Below are 19,798 nucleotides of genomic sequence, written 5' to 3'. Positions count from 1 at the left end.
CTGATAATTAAATCATAAGACCGTGACAGCAACGTGTGACAGCAGTGTGATGGCAAGTATTGTCGTCACACTGCTGTCACACGTTGCTATTTCATTTTAGCTACCCTCTGCACTTCTACTGATAGTAAGCCAAGTTCGTTTCCCTATTTGAAACTATAGTTCCCATTGCTTGAAACTTTGGTTTCATACGCTCGAAACTTTTAGTTTCAAGCCTTTGGAACTATGGTTTCTTACTAATGAAACTGCAGTTTCTCACCGATGGAACTCTAGTTTCAAGCAGTGGAAACTTATCAAGCGGTTTCTTACTGATGCTGTATATAATGGATGGAACCAGTTTATACCCCTATGCCATAACTTCAGGGTGGAAGATACAGATATGTAAATAATATTATCAAAAAAGGAAGAAAATTGGGATCTGCACAAAAAAATGAAGAGAAAAGTCTCTAAAAATTAATACTCCTCTCTCCATTTATAGAAAATAAGGACATTTACTGAATATCCCTAAGTAGAACTGTATTATACTGCTGGCCATTATGAAGACTGTATCCTCTTTGATTATCCTTATTTTTTTGAGTCTATATTTGCCACCAATAAGTGACAACAGTCATTTTCTTAGTGGCATATATATTATCATTTGTTTAGCAAGACAAATCCCTTACTTTCTAACACATCATATACCACTTGTTTGTATGGCTCTAAATAAACGTTTCCTGGTATATGCTGCCGAATAAATATTCGTGGAAATACATTTTTGATTAACCATTTTAATAAATAGTGATTTGACCAAAATCCATAATATATATCTTCCACAAATGCTCCAGACAGTACTTTGGGATAGTAACTTGTCTGGCCTAAATCTACATAATCTTTATGTCTAATTTCCGCTTCCTCTACCATTCTTCCTAATGCAGTTATGTATAATACCCTAGTATCATCTGTTTTATATTTAATCCCCATGTAAAGAGGAATAAGGCTTTTTGCATCTTCAAGAATTAAGGTCATCAATCTTACTTCCCCTAACTTGTCTTTAGCTATCAATAAAAAAGATTTGGAAGAGAACAGCATATTTAGGTTTTCAAAGAAGGTTACATTTAAAAATTCAAATTTGTTTTCTGCTTTGTTTAACACATTGTTATATAACTCCGTAAACAATAATGTTTGATTTGCAAAATCGGTCGATATCTCCCACATGAAATTCTCATTAAATGCTTTTTGCGAATCCTGAAATCTTTTCCTGTATTTGCTTTTTAACATCTCTGGGTATTTATGGCTACTTAATACTGGAATAACATTTGTTGGAAACGATGAAAAAAAGTAAAAATCATGACCTAATATTTTTTTTATTGAATCAATATTACGCCCTCTGATATCTTTAATGAAGACAAACTTCGATTTTGTCTGTCTACACTTATTTTTCAATTGCTTCCTTACTAAATCAAAGACAATCTGCCTTTTTTCTGCAGACAAAGTTGTTTTATACTCTATAAAATGTTCACAGCTAGAAGCATATGTTCCTGTAACAAAGGCTCTAATCTTGAAAAAATCAATATAGACTTTTCTTATCTTTTTTACCACAGCCTTTACCATTGGAGATGTGGTAAGATTTAAGATGTCTATTTCATAACTAAAGCATGGAACTATTGCAACGACAGTCCCATGTTCAAATATTTGTAAATAATAAATTGTAATTTGCTGAAAATCGGATTTTTCAATAGATATGAAAAACCGTTGACTTTTAATTATACTTTTGCCGAATATATCTTCCCAATCAGATAAAGTAATATCATTAACAGATGTACTCCATTTTATAGAGTAGTTATTTGACAAATCTTGAAATGTCATACTTTTCAAACAGTTTAATGATTAATTCAACCAACATATCCATATCTTTCTGTGTATGACTTGCCATTACACTTATTCTAAACCTCGTCAAATTCGCTGGTACAGCCGGTGGAAAAATTGGATTTATAATGAATCCACTATCAAAAGCATCCTTTGCCAATTGAGTTAGTATAGCTTGGTCTCCTACGACCAAAGGAATAATGGGAGTCTCAGTATTCATTATATTAAACCCTTCGCTTTTCAATTTATTTTGTAGATATTCAGCATTTTGTTTTAAGTGCTCTACAATTTCTGTACTTTGCATCACTTTTATTACCTCAATAGCTGCTGCACATACACTTGGCGGCAATGAAGTTGAGAACATATTACTTCTTGCATATATCCGTAGATAATCAATAACATCTTGTGAAGCCGTTATATACCCCCCCACCGTTCCGATTGCCTTACTTAATGTTCCGGTTAAAATTATATTTTTTCTATCAGTAATCCCATAGTGTGACAATGTACCAGCACCTTTGTCCCCTATTACCCCTGTTGCATGCGCTTCATCGACAAGCAAGATAGCATCATATTTCCTTGTTATCTCCAGAATTTGTGGAAGTTTTGCTATATCGCCATCCATACTAAATACCCCATCTGTAACAACCAGTATACCATTGGGATATTGAGGACTATTATCTTTTAACAGTCTTTCCAAATCATTGATATCACCATGTTTGTATCTTATCATTTTTGCACCGGACATAACAGTGCCATCAAGCAAGCTGGCGTGATCAAGTTTATCATGTATGATAAGATTATTTGGACGTATTAGTCCTGAAATAACTCCTAAGTTAGCTGTATATCCAGAAGAAAAAAGGATAGTATCATCCATTCCTGATATTTTAGCAATAAGTTTTTCCAATTCTTCTTGATATATGGATGTTCCAGTTAATAAAGGAACACCACCTGATCCTATGCCAAACTCTTTAGTTACTTCGATGGCCTTCTGAATTGCTTCAGGAAAGATAGTTGCACCCAAGTAACTGTTTGATCCGAACATAATAGCTTGCACTTTTTGTTGAGTATGGCGATTATAAACTGTTACACGTCTATCACAAGCAGTCAATTGTGGATGTTTTCTATAAACATTCAACTCGCTTTGCTCATGCAATGCCATTTCTTCCTTGAAATCATGGACTTTACCCATGATAGATCCATCTTTGCTGGTTCTATTTCCCGTTAAATTTACAATGTAGCTCATATCTCAGTGTATTGTTTCGTGCGTTATACAGTATATACGGTACAAATATATAACTTTTTTCTATAAATGTTGTTATCAAGGTTGTTTATATTAAAAAGTATATATTTTCTTAGTTGTTTTCTATTAATTATCAGTATATTTGCAAACAGAACATACTGATAATTAAAAAATATGCGAGACGGAAAACCAACAAAAAATAGGCTACTAATCGAAGCTTTCAAATTATTCGCCCATAAGCCATATGATAGAGTAACATTTGCCGATTTAGAGGAAGTAACAGGATTAAGTCGTGGTGCAATATTATATCATATTAAAACAAAAGAAAATTTATTTTTAAATGTTGTTAATAAGTTTATCTTTGATCGCAACAGCGTTTCCAATCTCTCAGAGAAATTTCACTCAAACTTAAGCCTTTTTATCACTCAATTTATTGAAACTTGCCAAAAAGAAAAGGATGAGATGCTAGAGATTGGAATATCAAATGTCAATAATGCAATGTTAAACATTGAAATATCCGCTTTCTATATATTGCCCAAAATGAGAGAAATCGCCAATGAATGGCTGTGCAAGGAAAAGAACACTTGGGAAATCGTTTTAAAAAATGCTATTTCTAAAAAAGAAATCAAAGATGATATCAACATAGAGCTATTTGTTGATTTATTTCAGAATATATATTTGGGAACATCTTTTGCAGGAGTCGTTCATGAAGACGGATACAAAATTGATCAGTTGAAGAGGGAATTTATGCAGATTTATCAATTAATAAAAAAATAACGCAACTATATACTTTATTGTACCAACGGTTGTGTATAACTCTTTAATGTGCCAATCGTTATTACATCTATTATTCTCATTACAAATAATATAATCACATAGTATTTATTGGCTTTACACCAATACAATGTCTCTTGATTTAGCTGAGAAAACACAAAGTACGCCACAATGACTGCCAGTTTGGCAGATATTGTGGCGTTAAAGATTATTTGTATTAATTGGTACTGTTTTTGAAAGTTATTATCAGTGTCATCGGCATTCCGTTTTGCTTAAAATTCATTTTTTTGGATATAACGGCAGTTTACACCTATCTTTCTGAAATCAAGATGGCGGAGTTCCTTCCGTTGAAAAGGGAAATTCACATGTTTAACTAAGGAAAATATTATTATGGGTATTAAAACAGGCCCAAAAAGAATTGCTATTTCCACAGGAAAACCTGACCGTCGTCAAAGAGACAACAAGCAAACTCCAGGAAATACACCATCTTTGAAACCCCATATTCATAAGAAGGGGGATTAAACTCCAAATAAAAACGGATGCCTTTGGCTGACATCCGTGGAGTAAAATGTTAAAGTTCATCCTTATCGTGTAGCAACACGATTTTGAGGTCTATCAAAGCCTTTGTCATTTTGGCACTATGACGATGGCTTTTTTCATAATGGTGCAAATATAACTCATCAAGATGAAATAGGTTTTGTTACTATGAAAAAAATAAGATTTATTATTATTACAATTATACTATCCTACAACATTTGGTTTCAACCAATTTTCGAGTAAACTTAATCATTTTCTTCATTTGTTGTTTCTTTTTGTTTCTCTTCTGATTGACTATCTGCCATTTTAGCAATTTCTATTTGCAACGTATTCTCCAACGTTTCATTCAGGGTTTCTATAAGTGTTTTCATTTCGATACAATTTTGATTTGATAAAATATGTATTTACTCTCATAAAGCAAATAAAAACCTACGTTTTAATGCTACTAACAACTTAATAATCAGTTGCTATTAAATTTTATTGTGAAAATTCTTAAGATTCTTCTCCAGAACTGAAATTATCCTCCCATTGCATGTACAATTTCTCTATTAATCAATAATTGTACACATGAAAACATTCAAATCGTCCCACCGAATGCTACAAAGTTTGAATACTGAAGAGAAATGTAGAGAGTATCTTGAAGAGTTGAGGTGGCATGGTGAGCCTATTTGCCCACATTGTGGTTCTATTTCTAAGCATCATTATAAACTAACTCAAAACGGAGAGTTTAAAGGTTTGTATAAGTGCAAGGATTGCCGTAAAAGATTTACAATTACAATAGGAACTATGTTTGAAGGTTCTCATGTACCTTTAGACCAATGGTTCTATGCTATTTCTATTTTCCTTTCATTCAAGAAAGGTCTTAGCAGTGCCCAATTAGCAAGATCTATCAACGTAACTCAGAAAACAGCATGGTTTATGTTACAACGTATTCGTAAAAACATGAAGGATGATGATGCAACCTTTGATGATATGACACAAATGGACGAAACCTATATGGGTGGCAAAACCAGTGCAAAGCACCAAGGACGTAGAAAATGTAAAGTTTCTAAAACTGGCAAAAAGAATATAGGACGCTCCGTAGCAACTAATGGAAGAAAGTATCATTAGTCCCAATTATGTAATAATAGTGGGAAATGCTGGTTACATAGAAAAAGTAGAAATCTAAAATAGAAGGAGAAAATGCCCAAAGGTGCAACTCGTTTTCTTCATATAATCTCATCCCAGTAGTTGTGGGATAATTCATTAAAATATGAAAATAAAAACTTTTTATGTGATGGTAATTTGCACCAGTTTATCGTTAATTGGATGTGACAAGGAGGAAATAGATGCACCAATAACACCTCCCATTGAAAAACCAGATGAACCTATTGCTTCACCATCTACCAATGACATTATTAAAATTAAAACAGGAGATATAGATATGATAATAGGACACAAATGATTGGCAAGGCGTTACTTATGGTAATGGAAGATATGTAGCCGTAGGATATGGTGGATATATTGCATACTCCATCGATGGAGTGAACTGGACATCTAAGCAAGTAACTATGCATGGAATGATATTACTTATGGTAATGGGAAATATGTAGCAGTCAGTGGTGGTGTGATTGGTTATTCTTCTGATGGCGTAAACTGGACAGCCAAACAAGTAACAGGCATGTGGTTATATGGAGTGGCTTATGGTAACGGAAAGTATATAGCAGTAGGTGGTAATGAAAGCATTAGTTATATTTGTTATTCCACAGATGATGTAAACTGGACGACCAAACAAGTCTCCTGTCGTTACTTATATGGTGCTACTTATGGCAATGGTAAATATATAGTAATGGGTGATGGAGGATATATTGCATACTCCACTGATGGAATTAATTGGACATCTAAAATCGTAGGATTAATTACTTGGGCAGGTGGTGCTTATGGCAATGGCAAATACGTAGTGATTGGTAATAATGGCTATATTGCATATTCTACAGATGACATAAATTGGATAATGAAAGGGTGACCAGGTAATAGTGAATTGCGGCAGAGTATTGTTTATGGTAATGGCAAATATATTGCTGTAGGCTATGGCGGTTATATTACTAATTCTACAGATGCTGTAAACTGGACAATAAATAAAATAGAAAGCGTACGCTTGAATGGAGCCTGCATTTATCAATAGAATGTTTGCGCTATGCCATAGGTAATTGAACTTCATATCAAAATATTAGTAGGGCATGCTGGGAAACTGGCATGCCCTATTTTTGTCATATTAATCGCTATTGGGGGGAATAAGAAAATAAAAGGAATTGTTAATCAAAAAGGGCATTGTAATAAAAGGGAGCTATCACTTTATTAAATTATCAATCGTTTGAATTGTTTTTAGTAACTTTGTTCTTTGTATTTAATAACTCATTAACAATCTAATATTTATGTATTATGGAATTAAAAACACTTCAATACTTTTCTCACAACTTAACAGATCCAATTCATGAAGTATTTCAAGTTTTGGATAACCCTAATCATTCAGAATATAATAAGCTACTCCATGATATGAAATCTATAAATGCAGAAGAACTCTCTTTATTTGTTATTGAAAAACAAATTGATTTCTACATTAAAGATAGTTTTAATATTGATATAGAGAGAAGGGCTTGGTTTCTAATCAATCGTTTGCATAGGGATATTGCGAGTAAAAGACTAGATGAATTATCAGGAAATGGAGTGAGACTTAAACCCTATAACTCGCTCAATCTGAAAGAGATTTTAATCAATGATGAAAATCTTGTTGACATTTCTTTTTTTGATTTGAAGCCTATTGGAATTGTTCATAATAACTTTGGTTATCGTTTATGTCCATCAACTAATTTAGATAATTCTACTTATTGGCTATTCCTTGAAATCATTAAGCTTGTACTTAAAAACAAAAAGAAATTCTATATCAGATTAGATCCGTTCATTGAGATACCTATCAAAGATTATACTCCCATGGCATATAAAATGACAATTCATGGAAAGCCACTAAATTGGGACCGAATTAGAAATCTGCAAAATGATGATTTTGGACAGTTTATAAATGAAAAAGAGGATAGTGATTATAGTATAACCGACTATGTTTGGAATGTGAAGAAAAACGAAATACACTTTACATGTGAAGAGTTACCTGCAATTGGAAATTGCACAATTAGAGGAAGCCGATATTTCCATGCGATTTTTAATAAGGATACGGGCTCTATTATACATTGTGATGGAGCTATTAGAATTTATAGTGAAAGTGAGCTTGCTGATAGAATGAGATTTCATGTTAGAAGTTCAGATGTGAGAAAGGTAGGAAAGAGAGTGAAGATATTTCAAACAAATGATTCTTTAACTCAGGAGGAGTTTTCTCATTTAGTAATGAGTTTTTTCGTCTGGAATCAAGATGTCGTTTCGTACTTTAATACATGATAATACAAAAGTTATATTGTAAATGCATGATATTTATATCTCATTATATTGATGTAAAGCCAACAAATACTATGTGATTATATTATTTGTAATGAGAATAATAGATGTAATAACGATTGGTACAATAAAGTATATAGTTGCGTTTTGATTGGTGATACGATGAAGACGACTATATCAACTCCTTGTTCTGATATAGTCTTTTCCATCGAAGGGAACTTGGCATTCACTTCAGAGGACATATTTAATCAACAAGCACGTAATTTCTAATTTTTTTTTTAAAGTATTGATCAGAAGATTATTGAGTAGCAATAAAGTCGTAACTATTCAGCCAAAAGAATGTGTAAATTCACTCCTTTTTATTCTTACTATTGCAACGATATTGCACTAATTATTGCGAAAAATGAGCAAAACATAAATTGATGTTTTCGCCACAATGCCCCTATAAGTTATAGATGTATGCAAGCTATTGATAATCAATGGCTTTTCCGATTGGATAATTATTACAATGCCATGCATTAGTTAATATTATATAAAACAAACCAAAATCATACAGTACATACTGTAAGTTTCATATATTTGCAAACAAACAGTCTATTCTGTCAATTAAATACATTTTTAGTAAAACGCATCTGAATGAGAACAGACTGATGGTAAACACATTGAAGCAATGTTTGTAGAATGTCTAAAATTATTTTTTGTATTCTAGGAACACAAAAATATAAGTAGTGTATTCAAAAAACATCTTGTGCATAATGAGATGATTGTAAGATTGTTGAAGAATTAAAGAGTAAAAATTGTAAGTCCAATTGAATCAATATTTCAATGAATATAATAGAATATTAGTTATCGGTATCAATATTACAGACCTAACTTTATAAAAAAGAATCAGCTGCATAAATGTTTATGGAATAGGTCTGATAAAGAGATTTTTGAATTTAAGTTTATTTGATTAAAAAAATTAATGTTATGAAAAAATTAAGTTCTTCAAAGCTGGTATTAGCTATGCTTTTTGCTGTAATTAGCATTTCTGCTAATGCCCAACTTAAAATGTCCTCTAATGGATATTTAACTTTTGGTCCTACAAGTACATATAATGATGGAACCAAAGATTATAACATTACACTGAGAGGAAATATTTGGTTGGCTGGACCCAATGTAGGACATTTCTTACAGATAGACACCAATCCTGCTGCAACTCGAATAGCAAGTCACTATGACCAAATTATATTTTATAATACAGGTACGAATACATATAATAGTATTCAAGTGAAGAATGTATACAACTACTCCGACTTAGCAGCAAAAAAGAATATCCAACCATTAGGACGTAGTATAAATAGTGTATCTAAACTGCTACAACTCAAACCTGTTAAGTATGATTTTCAAGACAGTTCAGATCGCAGTACTTTTAAAGTCGGTGGCGATGGGAAAGAAATTGGATTAATTGCTCAAGAAGTGGAATTAGTTTTTCCAAATCTCGTTTTAACCGATCCGGATGGAAAAAAATTAATTAACTACACAGCACTAATTCCAGTTTTAATTGATGCTGTCAAAACATTAACCGAAGAAATTAATACGCTGAAGAGTATGCAGAAATGATCTGCTGTACATTTTTTTATTGACAATGCGAAATCTTTATCTAAGTGCCCTAAACACTAAAGGCTCCATTTTATTTCATTAACAATTTTGTTCAAGGGACGGAATGGTGCCTTTAGTTATTTTACATCCATTACAATATGAAAGAAAGAGTTGTGGAATTGGATTATCTGAAATGCATCCTTATTTTATTAATGGTTTTATTTCATCTAGCTTATTTTAGTGAGAAATATCCATTGCTGAAACAATTCGTTTATGCATTTCATATGCCGGTCTTCTTGATATTGTCAGGTTATCTAACAAATATCAATAAAGGAACTAAAAAAAAAATCCGGGAAATTTTATGGCTCTTCATTCCATATTCATTAATGGAAGCGAGCTATGTGGTTACAGCATCAGTCTTACCTATTCGAGAACATTTTGATGGACTCAGCATAGAACTTTTAATTAGAAAGGTACTAATGGAACCCATGGGGCCATATTGGTACTTGCATACCCTATTGGTTTGTGAAGTAATGTACTATGTGGTGTTTCTATTTAAGAAGATAAAGCCCATATCAAGATTTTTTATTCTAGCAGTTTGCTTGTTCTTGTTATCTCAGGAAGATTTCAAATTGTTGATATTTATAAATGCAATATACTTTTTAGTTGGGGTGTGGATGAGACAAAGCAATTTTTCTTTTCTGATTATATTTCAAGCATCATTCTGGGCAATTTTACCGTTATGTATTATTTGTTATAATACGGATAACTTTAGTAGATCAGAGATGAGTGGGATAGCCATAATTTATTTGGCAACATGTATAATCTTGGAAACACACAAATATATTTCCGGGATTCTAAAGAAAGTCACTTATTTTATAGGAAAGAATACGCTTGTGATTCTCCTTTTCTCTCCCATATTTACTATTCTGTCCAAGTTATTAATCCCTCTATTCACTTTTGATAGAACGGGGATATGTTTCGCATCTGTTTCAGTGGCTTTTGTCACGATAGGATGTATTGCTATTTCATATATCATGGATTATTTTCATCTATCAAGATTTTTCGTAGGCAGAGATCGAATTCTTAACAGAATAAGTAATTGATTGATAATTATTGTGTCATAATAATGAATGAAATAAAATGAAAAAAAATGCAGTTTTATTATATGGTTTGTTTTCAGCCTTTATGTTGATATTCCTAACAGGATGTTCTGACAAAATAGAAAACATTAGTGATATGAATGGGAATGAGGTTTCTACTCGCTCACTGTCCTTTACTGATTATTATTGGTATAATGGGCAAAAAATCGGAATAAATAAATTGAATAACAAAAAGTATATTCTTTTTGATGAGAATAACGAAAATACTTTAAAAAGTTATTCTGCAACAACTCTGAAGTTCGTAAAAGAGCCACAATTGCTTCAACTTTCAAATAAGATAATGAAAAAAAAGCTGCAATCTTCACCCAAAAATCTTAAATGGGCTACAATTGAAACAACGGCTTCATCACCGACCTTAACCAAACTAAACGGAATAATTTATGAAGCCCCATATTTTCAAACAGAAAATGGAACTGAAGTAGGATTGAGTCACTTGTATTATGTGAAATTAAAGTCAGACAAAGACGTCTCTAAACTTATGGAACTAGCATCTATCAATAAAGTTGATATAATAGGTAATAATGAATATATGCCTTTATGGTATACATTATCATGCTCAAAAGAATCGACTGGCAATGCTTTGGAATTAGCTAATAAGTTTTATGAAACGAATTTGTTTGAAGCCAGTGAACCAGACTTAATGAGTGATGACACACCTAATTGTGTCAATGACTCTAATTTCTCAAATTATCAATGGAATTTAAGAAATACAGGTCAGAATGGAGGAACTATAGGAGTTGATGTGAATTTTTGTAATGCCAGAAGTATAACTACTGGAAGTCAAAATGTAATTGTAGCTATTGTCGACCAAGGCATTCAACTTGATCATCCCGACTTAAATGTACATTCCATCAGTTATGATACAGAAAGTGGAACATCACCTAGTAGAGTATTGGGCACCCATGGCACCAATTGTGCAGGATTCATTAGTGCAAAAACAAATAATAGTATTGGTATCGCATCCCTCGCTCCAGATTGCCCGTCAATGTCAATTAGTAATTCATTGGCATCTTCTCCGGATAGTAGACAAAAGAGAGCTGACGGGATTAATTTTGCATGGAGAAACGGTGCTTCTGTAATCTCAAATTCATGGAGTTCAAGTGTTGCATATTCAATAATTAACGACGCAATCTCAAATGCCTTAACAAGTGGACGATCTGGAAAAGGATGCGTTGTTGTGTTTGCTACAGGAAATGACTACTCATCAACAGTGGGTTATCCCGCTAATTGCAATCCAGATATACTTGCTGTAGGTTCTAATAACCGAAATGGTTCAAGATCTTCTTTTAGCAATTATGGCACAGCATTAGATATTGTAGCTCCGGGAGAAAATGTATGCACAACAACAACTGGAAGTAATTATTCCACTTCAATAAGTGGTACCTCCTTTTCCTGTCCTACAGCTGCTGCTGTTGCGGCTTTAGTAATATCGGTTAATCCCAACTTAACTCAAAAACAGGTTGTTGATATTCTAGAGAAAAGCGCACGAAAAGTTGGAAACTATGCATATTCGACAACGTCTAACAGATTAAATGGAACTTGGAATAATGAAATGGGATATGGTTTGCTAGATGCCTATGCAGCAGTATCTTTAGCAGGCGGCGAGAATGTCTATTTTAATGACCAAACGGTATCATACACTCAAACAGTTTCTGGAATGAACATCTTTTCTCAAAATGTTACTGTAACGAATAATGCCACCTTAACATTCAATTTTATTCAAACTGTTATCATTAATCCGCCATTTACAGTAAATGCCGGATCGCAGTTCTTCTTATATTACTAAAGTTCTAGGGTGCCCAGTTTGATGTTCTCATTTTAGAGAAGAATTTAACAGTACGATAACAATTGCATTAAGAATGTCAAACTGAACACCCTAACATTTTGCCACTATTTATAACTTAGATAAGGAGCATCTTTCTTCTCTGCCTAACTGATTGTACTTTGCACGGGCAAGTATTGTAAATTTTCCTCTAGGAAATTTTGCATAAAAGTGACCAAGAGAAGTATTATTCATTTGATTCGATAGATATAAATACCATCAGTATAAGTATAAAGTATTAAAATATCATCATATTGTTCAATATCAATAATTCCACCTACACCCAATAAATCGGCTTGATAAAGTATAGACCATGTATCACCACCATCAGTAGAATGATGAATTGTAAATTTATGTTCTTCTTTAGGAATACGGGTGACTCCAGTAGAATATAGTATTTGTGGATTTCTCTTATCATAAATTGTTTTGTAAAAATATACATCATCCTTCAAAACAGGATTCCAAATCCGACCTTTATCTATAGTTTTCTTTAAAAAATATTCCCCTGAATATATCATTATATTTGGATTAGTTGGGTCAAAAGCTATATGATGTATACAATTATTTCTTTCATTCTCAAGTATTATCCAATCTTTCCCATCATTACAAGAAGCATTAATAAAAGATTCAAATATCATAGTTTCCCCTGTATTGTAAATATTTGTAGTGTCTTGAGGATGAAATCCAACAAACCAATTCTGATAGCCGCCATAAAAAGTACTGATAGTCTTCCAACTTTTTCCAAAATTTACCGATTTCACTACTCCAATAGGTTCGACCAAAGCCAATAGTGAATTCGCATTTTGGGAGTTTTGAGATATTGAGTAAGGTATGACCTTTAACTCATTCTCTTCAATTAAAAACTCCGGTGGCGTTATCGCCTTACAAGTTTTTCCACCATCTGTTGAAAGCACAAATGCCTTCTCGTCAGTGCAAGCTGTAATTGCAATTATAGAATCCCCCTTCATAACAAACTGGATTACTGGAAGACCGGAGAACGCAAACTTTTCCCAGTCCATGTTATTCAACGACTTCGCTGGCTTTCGATATATCCCCGACCACGTTGCTATGTAAATATATCCATCAACTACTTGAACAGACGGTCTATAAGGACGCCCATAAGTATTCCAAACTTTTTCTTGGGCCTCTATTACATTTGCTTTATCTTTTAATCCAATATATTCAAAAATCTTCTCGTCGTCAGTAATTTCTCGTAGGTTATTATCATCCTTACAAGAAATAAACATAACTGATAAAAACAAAATTAAAAATAATGATTTCATTTATAATTGCTTTATAATTAGTCTAAGTGGTGATTACAAATTAATTTAAATTATGCGTATATTGGTTTGTCTGCAGGACGAGTCAATATTCATTATATACTAAAATCCTTTAGAACAAACCTTTATATTATCTAAAATATTATTGGATTGATTCTTTTCGAGAGAATCCCTATAAACAAATTGTTTGACCATATTAAAAATTTAAATATAGAACCAATAAATGAAAACCAGCTATCTATCTGGTAGCATTTATATAGACACTAGTATAGTTAAACATTTGCACACTATAATCAAATAATTGAGTAGCAAGCACAATAGCAATGCGTTAAATAAAAACATTCATTTCACAGTATATGTGCATATCATTGCATTCTTCACAATCATTCATACCAAATAACTATTGCAAATATATAATAAATAAGCAGTACATGCTATAAAACACAGCCTACTTCTTCAAGATTAACTAGTATTAGTATTTTCAACGTAAATTTAGTGCCACTCGTTGCCACCCAATGCGCAATTCTCATTAGGAAACTACGTATATCAGATTGAACGTGTAGCTATAGTCATGTGTGTATAATCATAAGATAGAAAAGAAGAAAAGGCTGGCGGCATAATCAGCGCTAATACATGAAAAACGGAAAAGTTTATTAACTTCCTGCTAAAAGGCAGGCCCCTACATCATGATTTCAGGATGTAAGATACAGATATGTAAATAATATTATCAAAAAAGGAAGAATAATTGAGATCTGTATATAAAAAATGAAGAGAAAAATCTCTAAAAATTAATATTATCCTATTCATTTATAGAAAATAAGGACATTTACAGAATACCCCTAAATAAACTACAACGAGTGGCAACAGCGTGACGGCAAATTCTGCCATCACACTGCTGTCACTCGTTGCCGTCACCATATTTATACCTAAAAATCAGCCTGTTACATCTAAAACAGTGACAGGTGACAGATAATATTTGTTTTTATTTATATAGGATGAAGAAAATATAGATGCTACTGATATTATTTACAGATAAACGTAACCAACAATCCTTTGTGATCGGTTGGCCATACATCAAGCGGCAATAAGAACTTATCTTTGGATGTCTCCTGCACGCGCTGTGCGCGGACAATAGAACCTTTCGGTCCGAAGATGACCGCCTTCCTTGCATCCAGTCCTTCGCCTTTATAGAAAATAAAGTCGATCCGGTCCCGCTCGTCTGCTTTGGGAGCCCATGTGATTTTCTCCGGAGTTTTTGCCGGATTGTCCGAAGGATAAGTAAAGCCGGGATGTGTCAAGGGATTGGGATATATCTTGCGGTAACTATCTACAAATCCGGCTTCTTCGAGCAAAGTCGTTACCGTCCAGGGCACAACGAAGCCATTGTGATCGTACATATCTTTATTCTTCTCTATCCAGTCACGGTGAGACGGTTCGTTAAAGTCACCGCCGATAATCACTTTATACCCTGCTGCCAGGTCTTTCTCAGCCTGAGTGATAAACAAACGGATAGCATCGTCACGCTGGGAAGCAACGTTTACTTTCAGTATCTCTTCTACCGATGCCGGCAACGGTATTTCCTTCCAGGTAGAACCGTCATAGCCGCGGGCATTGTAGTATGCACAATCCAGATAATCCAGATGTGACGTGTAAACCGCTACCTTATGCCCGTTTACCGAACTGGTCAGGCGATAGATACTTCCGTGATCGTCTTTCTCGGGAAAAACAGTCAGGGAATCGGTGATAGGATGTTTGCTCAGCAGCCCCGTGTCATAACTATAAAAAGAATAATACGAAAGCCCCTTCTCTTTCAGCGAAGCACAGACGCGGGCTGTGAAATTCGTCTTATTGTAATTCCTGACTTCACTGAAAGTTACAAAGTCCGGTTTCAGGCGAACAATCTCATTGACAATAGCGTCATATCCTCCCGGTACCATCGTACCTTCCTGCCATACATTCCATTGCAGTACTGTAAATTCATTACTCTTCTGACTTCGTGCAAAGACGGAAACAAATAGTAAAAGTGTCGTAAATAGTAAGTTGGTTAATCGCATTTCATTTATTATTTAGCGTGATGTATCTTTAAATAGCTTTCCAGAAAGACTGAAAATCACGGTATTTACCGTAGCAGACCAGTTCGTCTCCTTCTTCCACCTTCTCATCTCCGGGCAACTCATTCTTGACATGACGCTCCATCAAAGAAATGCCCAGGCAATTAGTGACTTTGTTCGCACGCTTCAGTGCGATCAGTTTCAGATGAAACTCTTCATCCATATTCAGCTCATTCACAAAGTATCCTACAAACTTCTTCGGAACAGTAAACTTCACGACATAATAATCCTGATCAATACGGAACGCTTCCATCGTCGCCCCAAAGTCGAGCAACTGCACCAGGCTACGGGCAGCATCCTCTTCCGGTGTCAGAATCTTCTCCAGACTAAACGCTTCAAGCACTGCCTTGTGCACCGCATCAATGGCACGGGCAAAAATACGAGGCACCTTTTTCTGCTTCAACAACGCGACAACACGTACCGATGCTCCAAAATTCTCGCCAATCGCCACAACAACAATATCTACGCTATTCAAAGGCAGCACCGACAACGACTGTTCGTCCGTAGCGTCAATGACAAAAGCAGTGGCAACCTTATCTTTGATTGAGTCGACACGGCTTTCGCTGATGTCCGCTCCAATGATCTCATGCCCCAATGCCGATAATTCCTCGGCAAGTACATGCCCGTAATTTCCTAGACCAATAATAATATACTTCATGATGTTAGTTTATGATGATGTTATCACTCGGATAACGGTATTTTGTATTCTTTTTCTGCTTGACGATGCCCAGCATCAACGTAATCAGACCGACACGTCCGATAAACATCAGCAACGATACCAGCAATTTACTGGCATCGCACAATTGAGGCGTCAGATTCAGGCTCGATCCTACCGTACTAAGGGCGGAAACACATTCAAAGGTCAGTGCCAGCAAAGAGGCTTTCGGTTCGAGTATGCTCAATATGAAGATGAAGAGAAACAATACGCCCAGCGACATGACGACCGTCGCATTGGAACGCCGGATAGAGTCATGAGACAATTCCCTGCCGAAGACCTCCACCCGCTCACTTCCCCGCAATACGGCTACAAGGTTCAACACTACCACTGCAAAAGCATTCACTTTGACACCGCCTGCCGTAGACTGCGAACCGCCGCCGACCCACATCAGGAAGAGATAAACCAACAGCGTCTGCACGCTCAATGATGCCAGATCGACACTGCTAAACCCAGCCGTTCGCGGACAGGTCGCATTAAAGAATGCTTGCGTCCATTTATCGGCCACAGACATACCGGCAAAAGAGGCATTCCACTCAAAAGCAGCAATGGCCAGTGTACCGATCAGCAAAAGCAGGAAAGTCATGATCAATACGATTTTCGTATTCAGATTGTAGAGGTGCTGCATCTTATGTCTTTCCAGTTTGCGGGTACGCACAAACGTCCAGAAATGGCGCAAATGGTATAATACGATATCTTTGAAATTAACCAGAATCGGAAAGCCGATACCGCCCAAGATAATCAGTAAAGAGACGGAGATGAACAGCCAGTTGTGGTTGGTCATCACCATCGAATTTCCTAAATTGCCTGAAAGTGTGGAGAAACCCGCATTACAGAAAGCCGAAATGGAATGGAAGGCGGCAAAAGCCAGTTCCTCTTCCAGATTCATCCCAAGCGTATCGTGAATGCTGAACCAGATGGACACCATGCCAATGCCTTCGATGACCAATGTAAATCCAAGGATATATAGTAGTGTGGACAGTAACGACCCCAACGAATTGGAACTGACCATATCACGGACAACGAGCTGATTGTAAATGGAAGTATTTCCCATAAAGAACATGGCAAAGAAACTGGTTAATGTCATCACTCCCAGTCCGCCGATCTGAATGAGCAGGATAATGACTACAAGTCCGCTGGTGGTGAAAGTGGTGGATACGTCTACCGGCACCAAGCCCGTCACACAGACGGCACTGGTGGCTGTAAACAGAGAATCGACCCAAGTGATGCCATTGACCGTACATCGTGGAAGCATCAGCAATCCCGTCCCGATCAGAATAATAGCCATAAAGCTGACAGCCAGTATCAAAGACGGATTCGTACGGCGTCCTAAAAGACGCACCAAGCCATTGGACAGGTTCAGCAGAGAAAAAACCAACAATAATATTAAATGATAAAACTTCCCGTGAAGGAATTCCCAGACTTGCAGAATTGCTCCCTCTTCTTCCGGACGATGGAAGATGACGGGAACCAAAGTTAGGTAAAGCAATACGCTCAATATCCATGCCAACCTTCGATATTGCTTTTTCGTATTCCGGTATTCCAGCGAAATATGCAGGGTAACATCAATTAAAAAGATAATCCATACGGCTTTATACAAGATCTGTATCTGCTGTACCTCGACCGGGGACAATGGAAAACCATGTTCGTAAACCACTCCGACAATCAACAACAGAGATGCCAGATAAGTGAGCGCTTCTACCAACCCCAGCAGGATACGTACATAGGGCTTGAGAAGCTTATTCTGATATAACAGAAATTTATGATAAATCTTCATATCACATTTTTTTATTGTCGTATTTGCTATGCCGTGCAAACTTAACTAAAATAACAATCGAATTCGATTCTTTGTTGACAAAATTACACGAATATTAAAAATTTTGCCTACTTTTGGCAGCAGAAAACTAATAAACCACAATAACATGAGTGACAAAAGAAAACGGTATATCCTACCGGAAGAAGAAATTCCACATTACTGGTACAACATTCAGGCTGATATGGTGAACAAGCCAATGCCGCCGTTGCACCCGGGAACAAAACAGCCGCTGAAAGCGGAAGATCTGTATCCAATCTTTGCCAAAGAACTGTGTCATCAGGAGCTTAACCAGACTGACGCATGGATCGAAATACCGGAAGATGTACGCGAAATGTATAAATATTATCGCAGTACGCCGCTTGTACGCGCTTACGGACTGGAAAAAGCGCTCGGAACTCCGGCACATATCTATTTCAAGAACGAAAGTGTCAGCCCGATCGGTTCTCATAAACTGAACTCTGCGCTGGCTCAGGCATATTATTGCAAAGAAGAAGGCGTCACGAACGTTACTACCGAAACCGGTGCGGGCCAATGGGGAGCCGCCCTTTCTTATGCTGCCAAAGTTTTTGGTCTCGAAGCCGCAGTTTATCAGGTAAAGATCAGCTACGAACAAAAGCCTTACCGCCGCAGCATTATGCAGACTTTCGGCGCACAGGTCACTCCTTCTCCGTCTATGTCTACCCGTGCGGGAAAAGATATCCTGACGGCTCACCCCACCTATCAGGGTTCTCTGGGTACAGCCATCTCGGAAGCTATCGAACTTGCACAAATGACTCCCAACTGTAAATACACTCTTGGTTCGGTACTCAGCCACGTTACTCTCCACCAAACCATCATCGGTCTGGAAGCTGAAAAGCAAATGGAAATGGCGGGCGAATATCCGGACGTAGTAATCGGTTGTTTCGGAGGCGGTTCCAACTTCGGAGGTATCTCTTTCCCATTTATGCGTCACAACATCCTGGAAGGAAAGAAAACCCGTTTCGTTGCTGCCGAACCTGCTTCGTGCCCGAAGCTGACCCGCGGTAAATTCCAATATGACTTCGGTGATGAAGCCGGATATACTCCGCTGCTCCCGATGTTTACATTAGGACACAACTTCGCTCCTGCCCATATCCATGCAGGCGGTCTTCGCTATCACGGTGCAGGCGTCATCGTCTCCCAATTGCTGAAAGACAATCTGATGGAAGCGGTAGATATCCAGCAACTGGAATCTTTCGAAGCCGGCTGTCTGTTCGCACAGGCGGAAGGTATTATTCCGGCACCGGAATCCAGCCACGCGATTGCTGCCGCTATACGCGAAGCAAAGGCGTGCAAGGAAACAGGAGAAGAGAAAGTGATTCTGTTCAACCTGTCCGGACACGGTCTGATCGATATGGCATCTTATGACAAATATCTGGCAGGCGATTTAGTGAACTACGCACTGACTGACGAAGATATTCAGAAGAATCTGGATGAAATAGGAGACTTATCCAAGTAAGCCCCGGTTTCTGA

General features: G+C 36.2%; 16 protein-coding genes. 9 read left to right on the top strand and 7 right to left on the bottom strand.

Annotation, left to right across the window (positions count from 1 at the left end):
* Positions 1-630: 630 nt before the first annotated feature.
* Both KTR07_RS00795 and KTR07_RS00790 read right to left on the bottom strand, forming a co-directional pair.
* The gene (locus tag KTR07_RS00795) at positions 631-1,842 is read right to left on the bottom strand and encodes a hypothetical protein (protein ID WP_070750357.1); all 1,212 of its coding nucleotides are present in this window, start codon (positions 1,840-1,842) and stop codon (positions 631-633) included.
* Positions 1,817-3,085 (bottom strand): pyridoxal phosphate-dependent aminotransferase family protein, encoded by a 1,269-nt coding sequence (locus tag KTR07_RS00790; RefSeq protein ID WP_072066545.1) that lies wholly within the window; start codon positions 3,083-3,085, stop codon positions 1,817-1,819. Before KTR07_RS00790 ends, KTR07_RS00795 begins: the two co-directional genes overlap by 26 nt.
* 171 nt (positions 3,086-3,256) lie before the next feature.
* Here KTR07_RS00790 and KTR07_RS00785 point away from each other — a divergent pair, with 171 nt between their 5' ends.
* A complete protein-coding gene (locus KTR07_RS00785; RefSeq protein WP_061473439.1) occupies positions 3,257-3,859 on the top strand; it encodes a TetR/AcrR family transcriptional regulator in 603 nt (200 codons plus the stop codon).
* Between the two features lie 779 nt (positions 3,860-4,638).
* On the opposite strand, the gene KTR07_RS28600 is transcribed toward KTR07_RS00785, so the two are convergent.
* Entirely contained in the window at positions 4,639-4,764 is a 126-nt protein-coding gene (locus KTR07_RS28600; protein ID WP_255309791.1) for a hypothetical protein, read from the bottom strand.
* Positions 4,765-4,960: 196 nt separating this feature from the next.
* On the opposite strand from KTR07_RS28600, the gene KTR07_RS00780 reads away from it, so the two are divergent.
* The 7 genes from KTR07_RS00780 (at position 4,961) to KTR07_RS00750 (ending at position 12,349) form a co-directional block, all read left to right on the top strand.
* Positions 4,961-5,503, top strand: a complete 543-nt coding sequence (locus KTR07_RS00780; RefSeq protein ID WP_255309790.1) for an IS1595 family transposase — start codon at positions 4,961-4,963, stop codon at positions 5,501-5,503.
* Between the two features lie 142 nt (positions 5,504-5,645).
* Complete coding sequence (locus KTR07_RS00775) at positions 5,646-5,837, top strand: hypothetical protein (RefSeq protein WP_113748676.1); 192 nt, start codon at positions 5,646-5,648, stop codon at positions 5,835-5,837.
* 216 nt (positions 5,838-6,053) lie between these two features.
* Positions 6,054-6,398: a hypothetical protein gene (locus KTR07_RS00770; RefSeq protein WP_131911994.1), complete on the top strand. Its 345-nt coding sequence runs from the start codon at positions 6,054-6,056 to the stop codon at positions 6,396-6,398.
* Positions 6,399-6,814: 416 nt separating this feature from the next.
* The gene (locus KTR07_RS00765; RefSeq protein ID WP_061473437.1) at positions 6,815-7,822 is read left to right on the top strand and encodes a hypothetical protein; all 1,008 of its coding nucleotides are present in this window, start codon (positions 6,815-6,817) and stop codon (positions 7,820-7,822) included.
* 966 nt (positions 7,823-8,788) lie between these two features.
* Positions 8,789-9,421 carry a tail fiber domain-containing protein gene (locus tag KTR07_RS00760; RefSeq protein ID WP_070750355.1) on the top strand — a complete coding sequence of 211 codons (633 nt, stop codon included), beginning with the start codon at positions 8,789-8,791 and terminating at the stop codon, positions 9,419-9,421.
* 137 nt (positions 9,422-9,558) lie between these two features.
* Positions 9,559-10,506 (top strand): acyltransferase family protein, encoded by a 948-nt coding sequence (locus tag KTR07_RS00755; protein ID WP_070750354.1) that lies wholly within the window; start codon positions 9,559-9,561, stop codon positions 10,504-10,506.
* Positions 10,507-10,543: 37 nt separating this feature from the next.
* Positions 10,544-12,349 carry a S8 family serine peptidase gene (locus KTR07_RS00750; RefSeq protein WP_070750353.1) on the top strand — a complete coding sequence of 602 codons (1,806 nt, stop codon included), beginning with the start codon at positions 10,544-10,546 and terminating at the stop codon, positions 12,347-12,349.
* Between the two features lie 227 nt (positions 12,350-12,576).
* Here KTR07_RS00750 and KTR07_RS00745 read toward each other — a convergent pair whose 3' ends face one another.
* From KTR07_RS00745 to KTR07_RS00730, 4 genes are all read right to left on the bottom strand, one after another.
* Complete coding sequence (locus KTR07_RS00745) at positions 12,577-13,668, bottom strand: hypothetical protein (protein WP_016268184.1); 1,092 nt, start codon at positions 13,666-13,668, stop codon at positions 12,577-12,579.
* Between the two features lie 1,019 nt (positions 13,669-14,687).
* Positions 14,688-15,719, bottom strand: a complete 1,032-nt coding sequence (locus KTR07_RS00740; protein WP_055271179.1) for an endonuclease/exonuclease/phosphatase family protein — start codon at positions 15,717-15,719, stop codon at positions 14,688-14,690.
* A 28-nt stretch (positions 15,720-15,747) separates the two neighbouring features.
* The gene (locus KTR07_RS00735; protein WP_008760381.1) at positions 15,748-16,434 is read right to left on the bottom strand and encodes a TrkA family potassium uptake protein; all 687 of its coding nucleotides are present in this window, start codon (positions 16,432-16,434) and stop codon (positions 15,748-15,750) included.
* A 4-nt stretch (positions 16,435-16,438) separates the two neighbouring features.
* On the bottom strand, positions 16,439-18,268 hold the full coding sequence (locus tag KTR07_RS00730) for a TrkH family potassium uptake protein (RefSeq protein WP_008760380.1): 1,830 nt from the start codon (positions 18,266-18,268) through the stop codon (positions 16,439-16,441).
* Positions 18,269-18,413: 145 nt separating this feature from the next.
* Between KTR07_RS00730 and KTR07_RS00725 the strand changes: the two genes are divergently transcribed.
* Positions 18,414-19,784, top strand: coding sequence for a TrpB-like pyridoxal phosphate-dependent enzyme (locus KTR07_RS00725; RefSeq protein WP_008760379.1), 1,371 nt, complete (start codon positions 18,414-18,416; stop codon positions 19,782-19,784).
* The last annotated feature ends 14 nt before the right edge of the window (positions 19,785-19,798 follow it).

This window comes from Bacteroides sp. MSK.20.82, from assembly GCF_019052485.1.
Taxonomy (GTDB): Bacteria; Bacteroidota; Bacteroidia; order Bacteroidales; family Bacteroidaceae; genus Bacteroides; species Bacteroides thetaiotaomicron.
The sequence above is the reverse complement of the archived record's forward strand: the minus strand, read 5'-3'. Positions and strand labels throughout refer to the sequence as shown.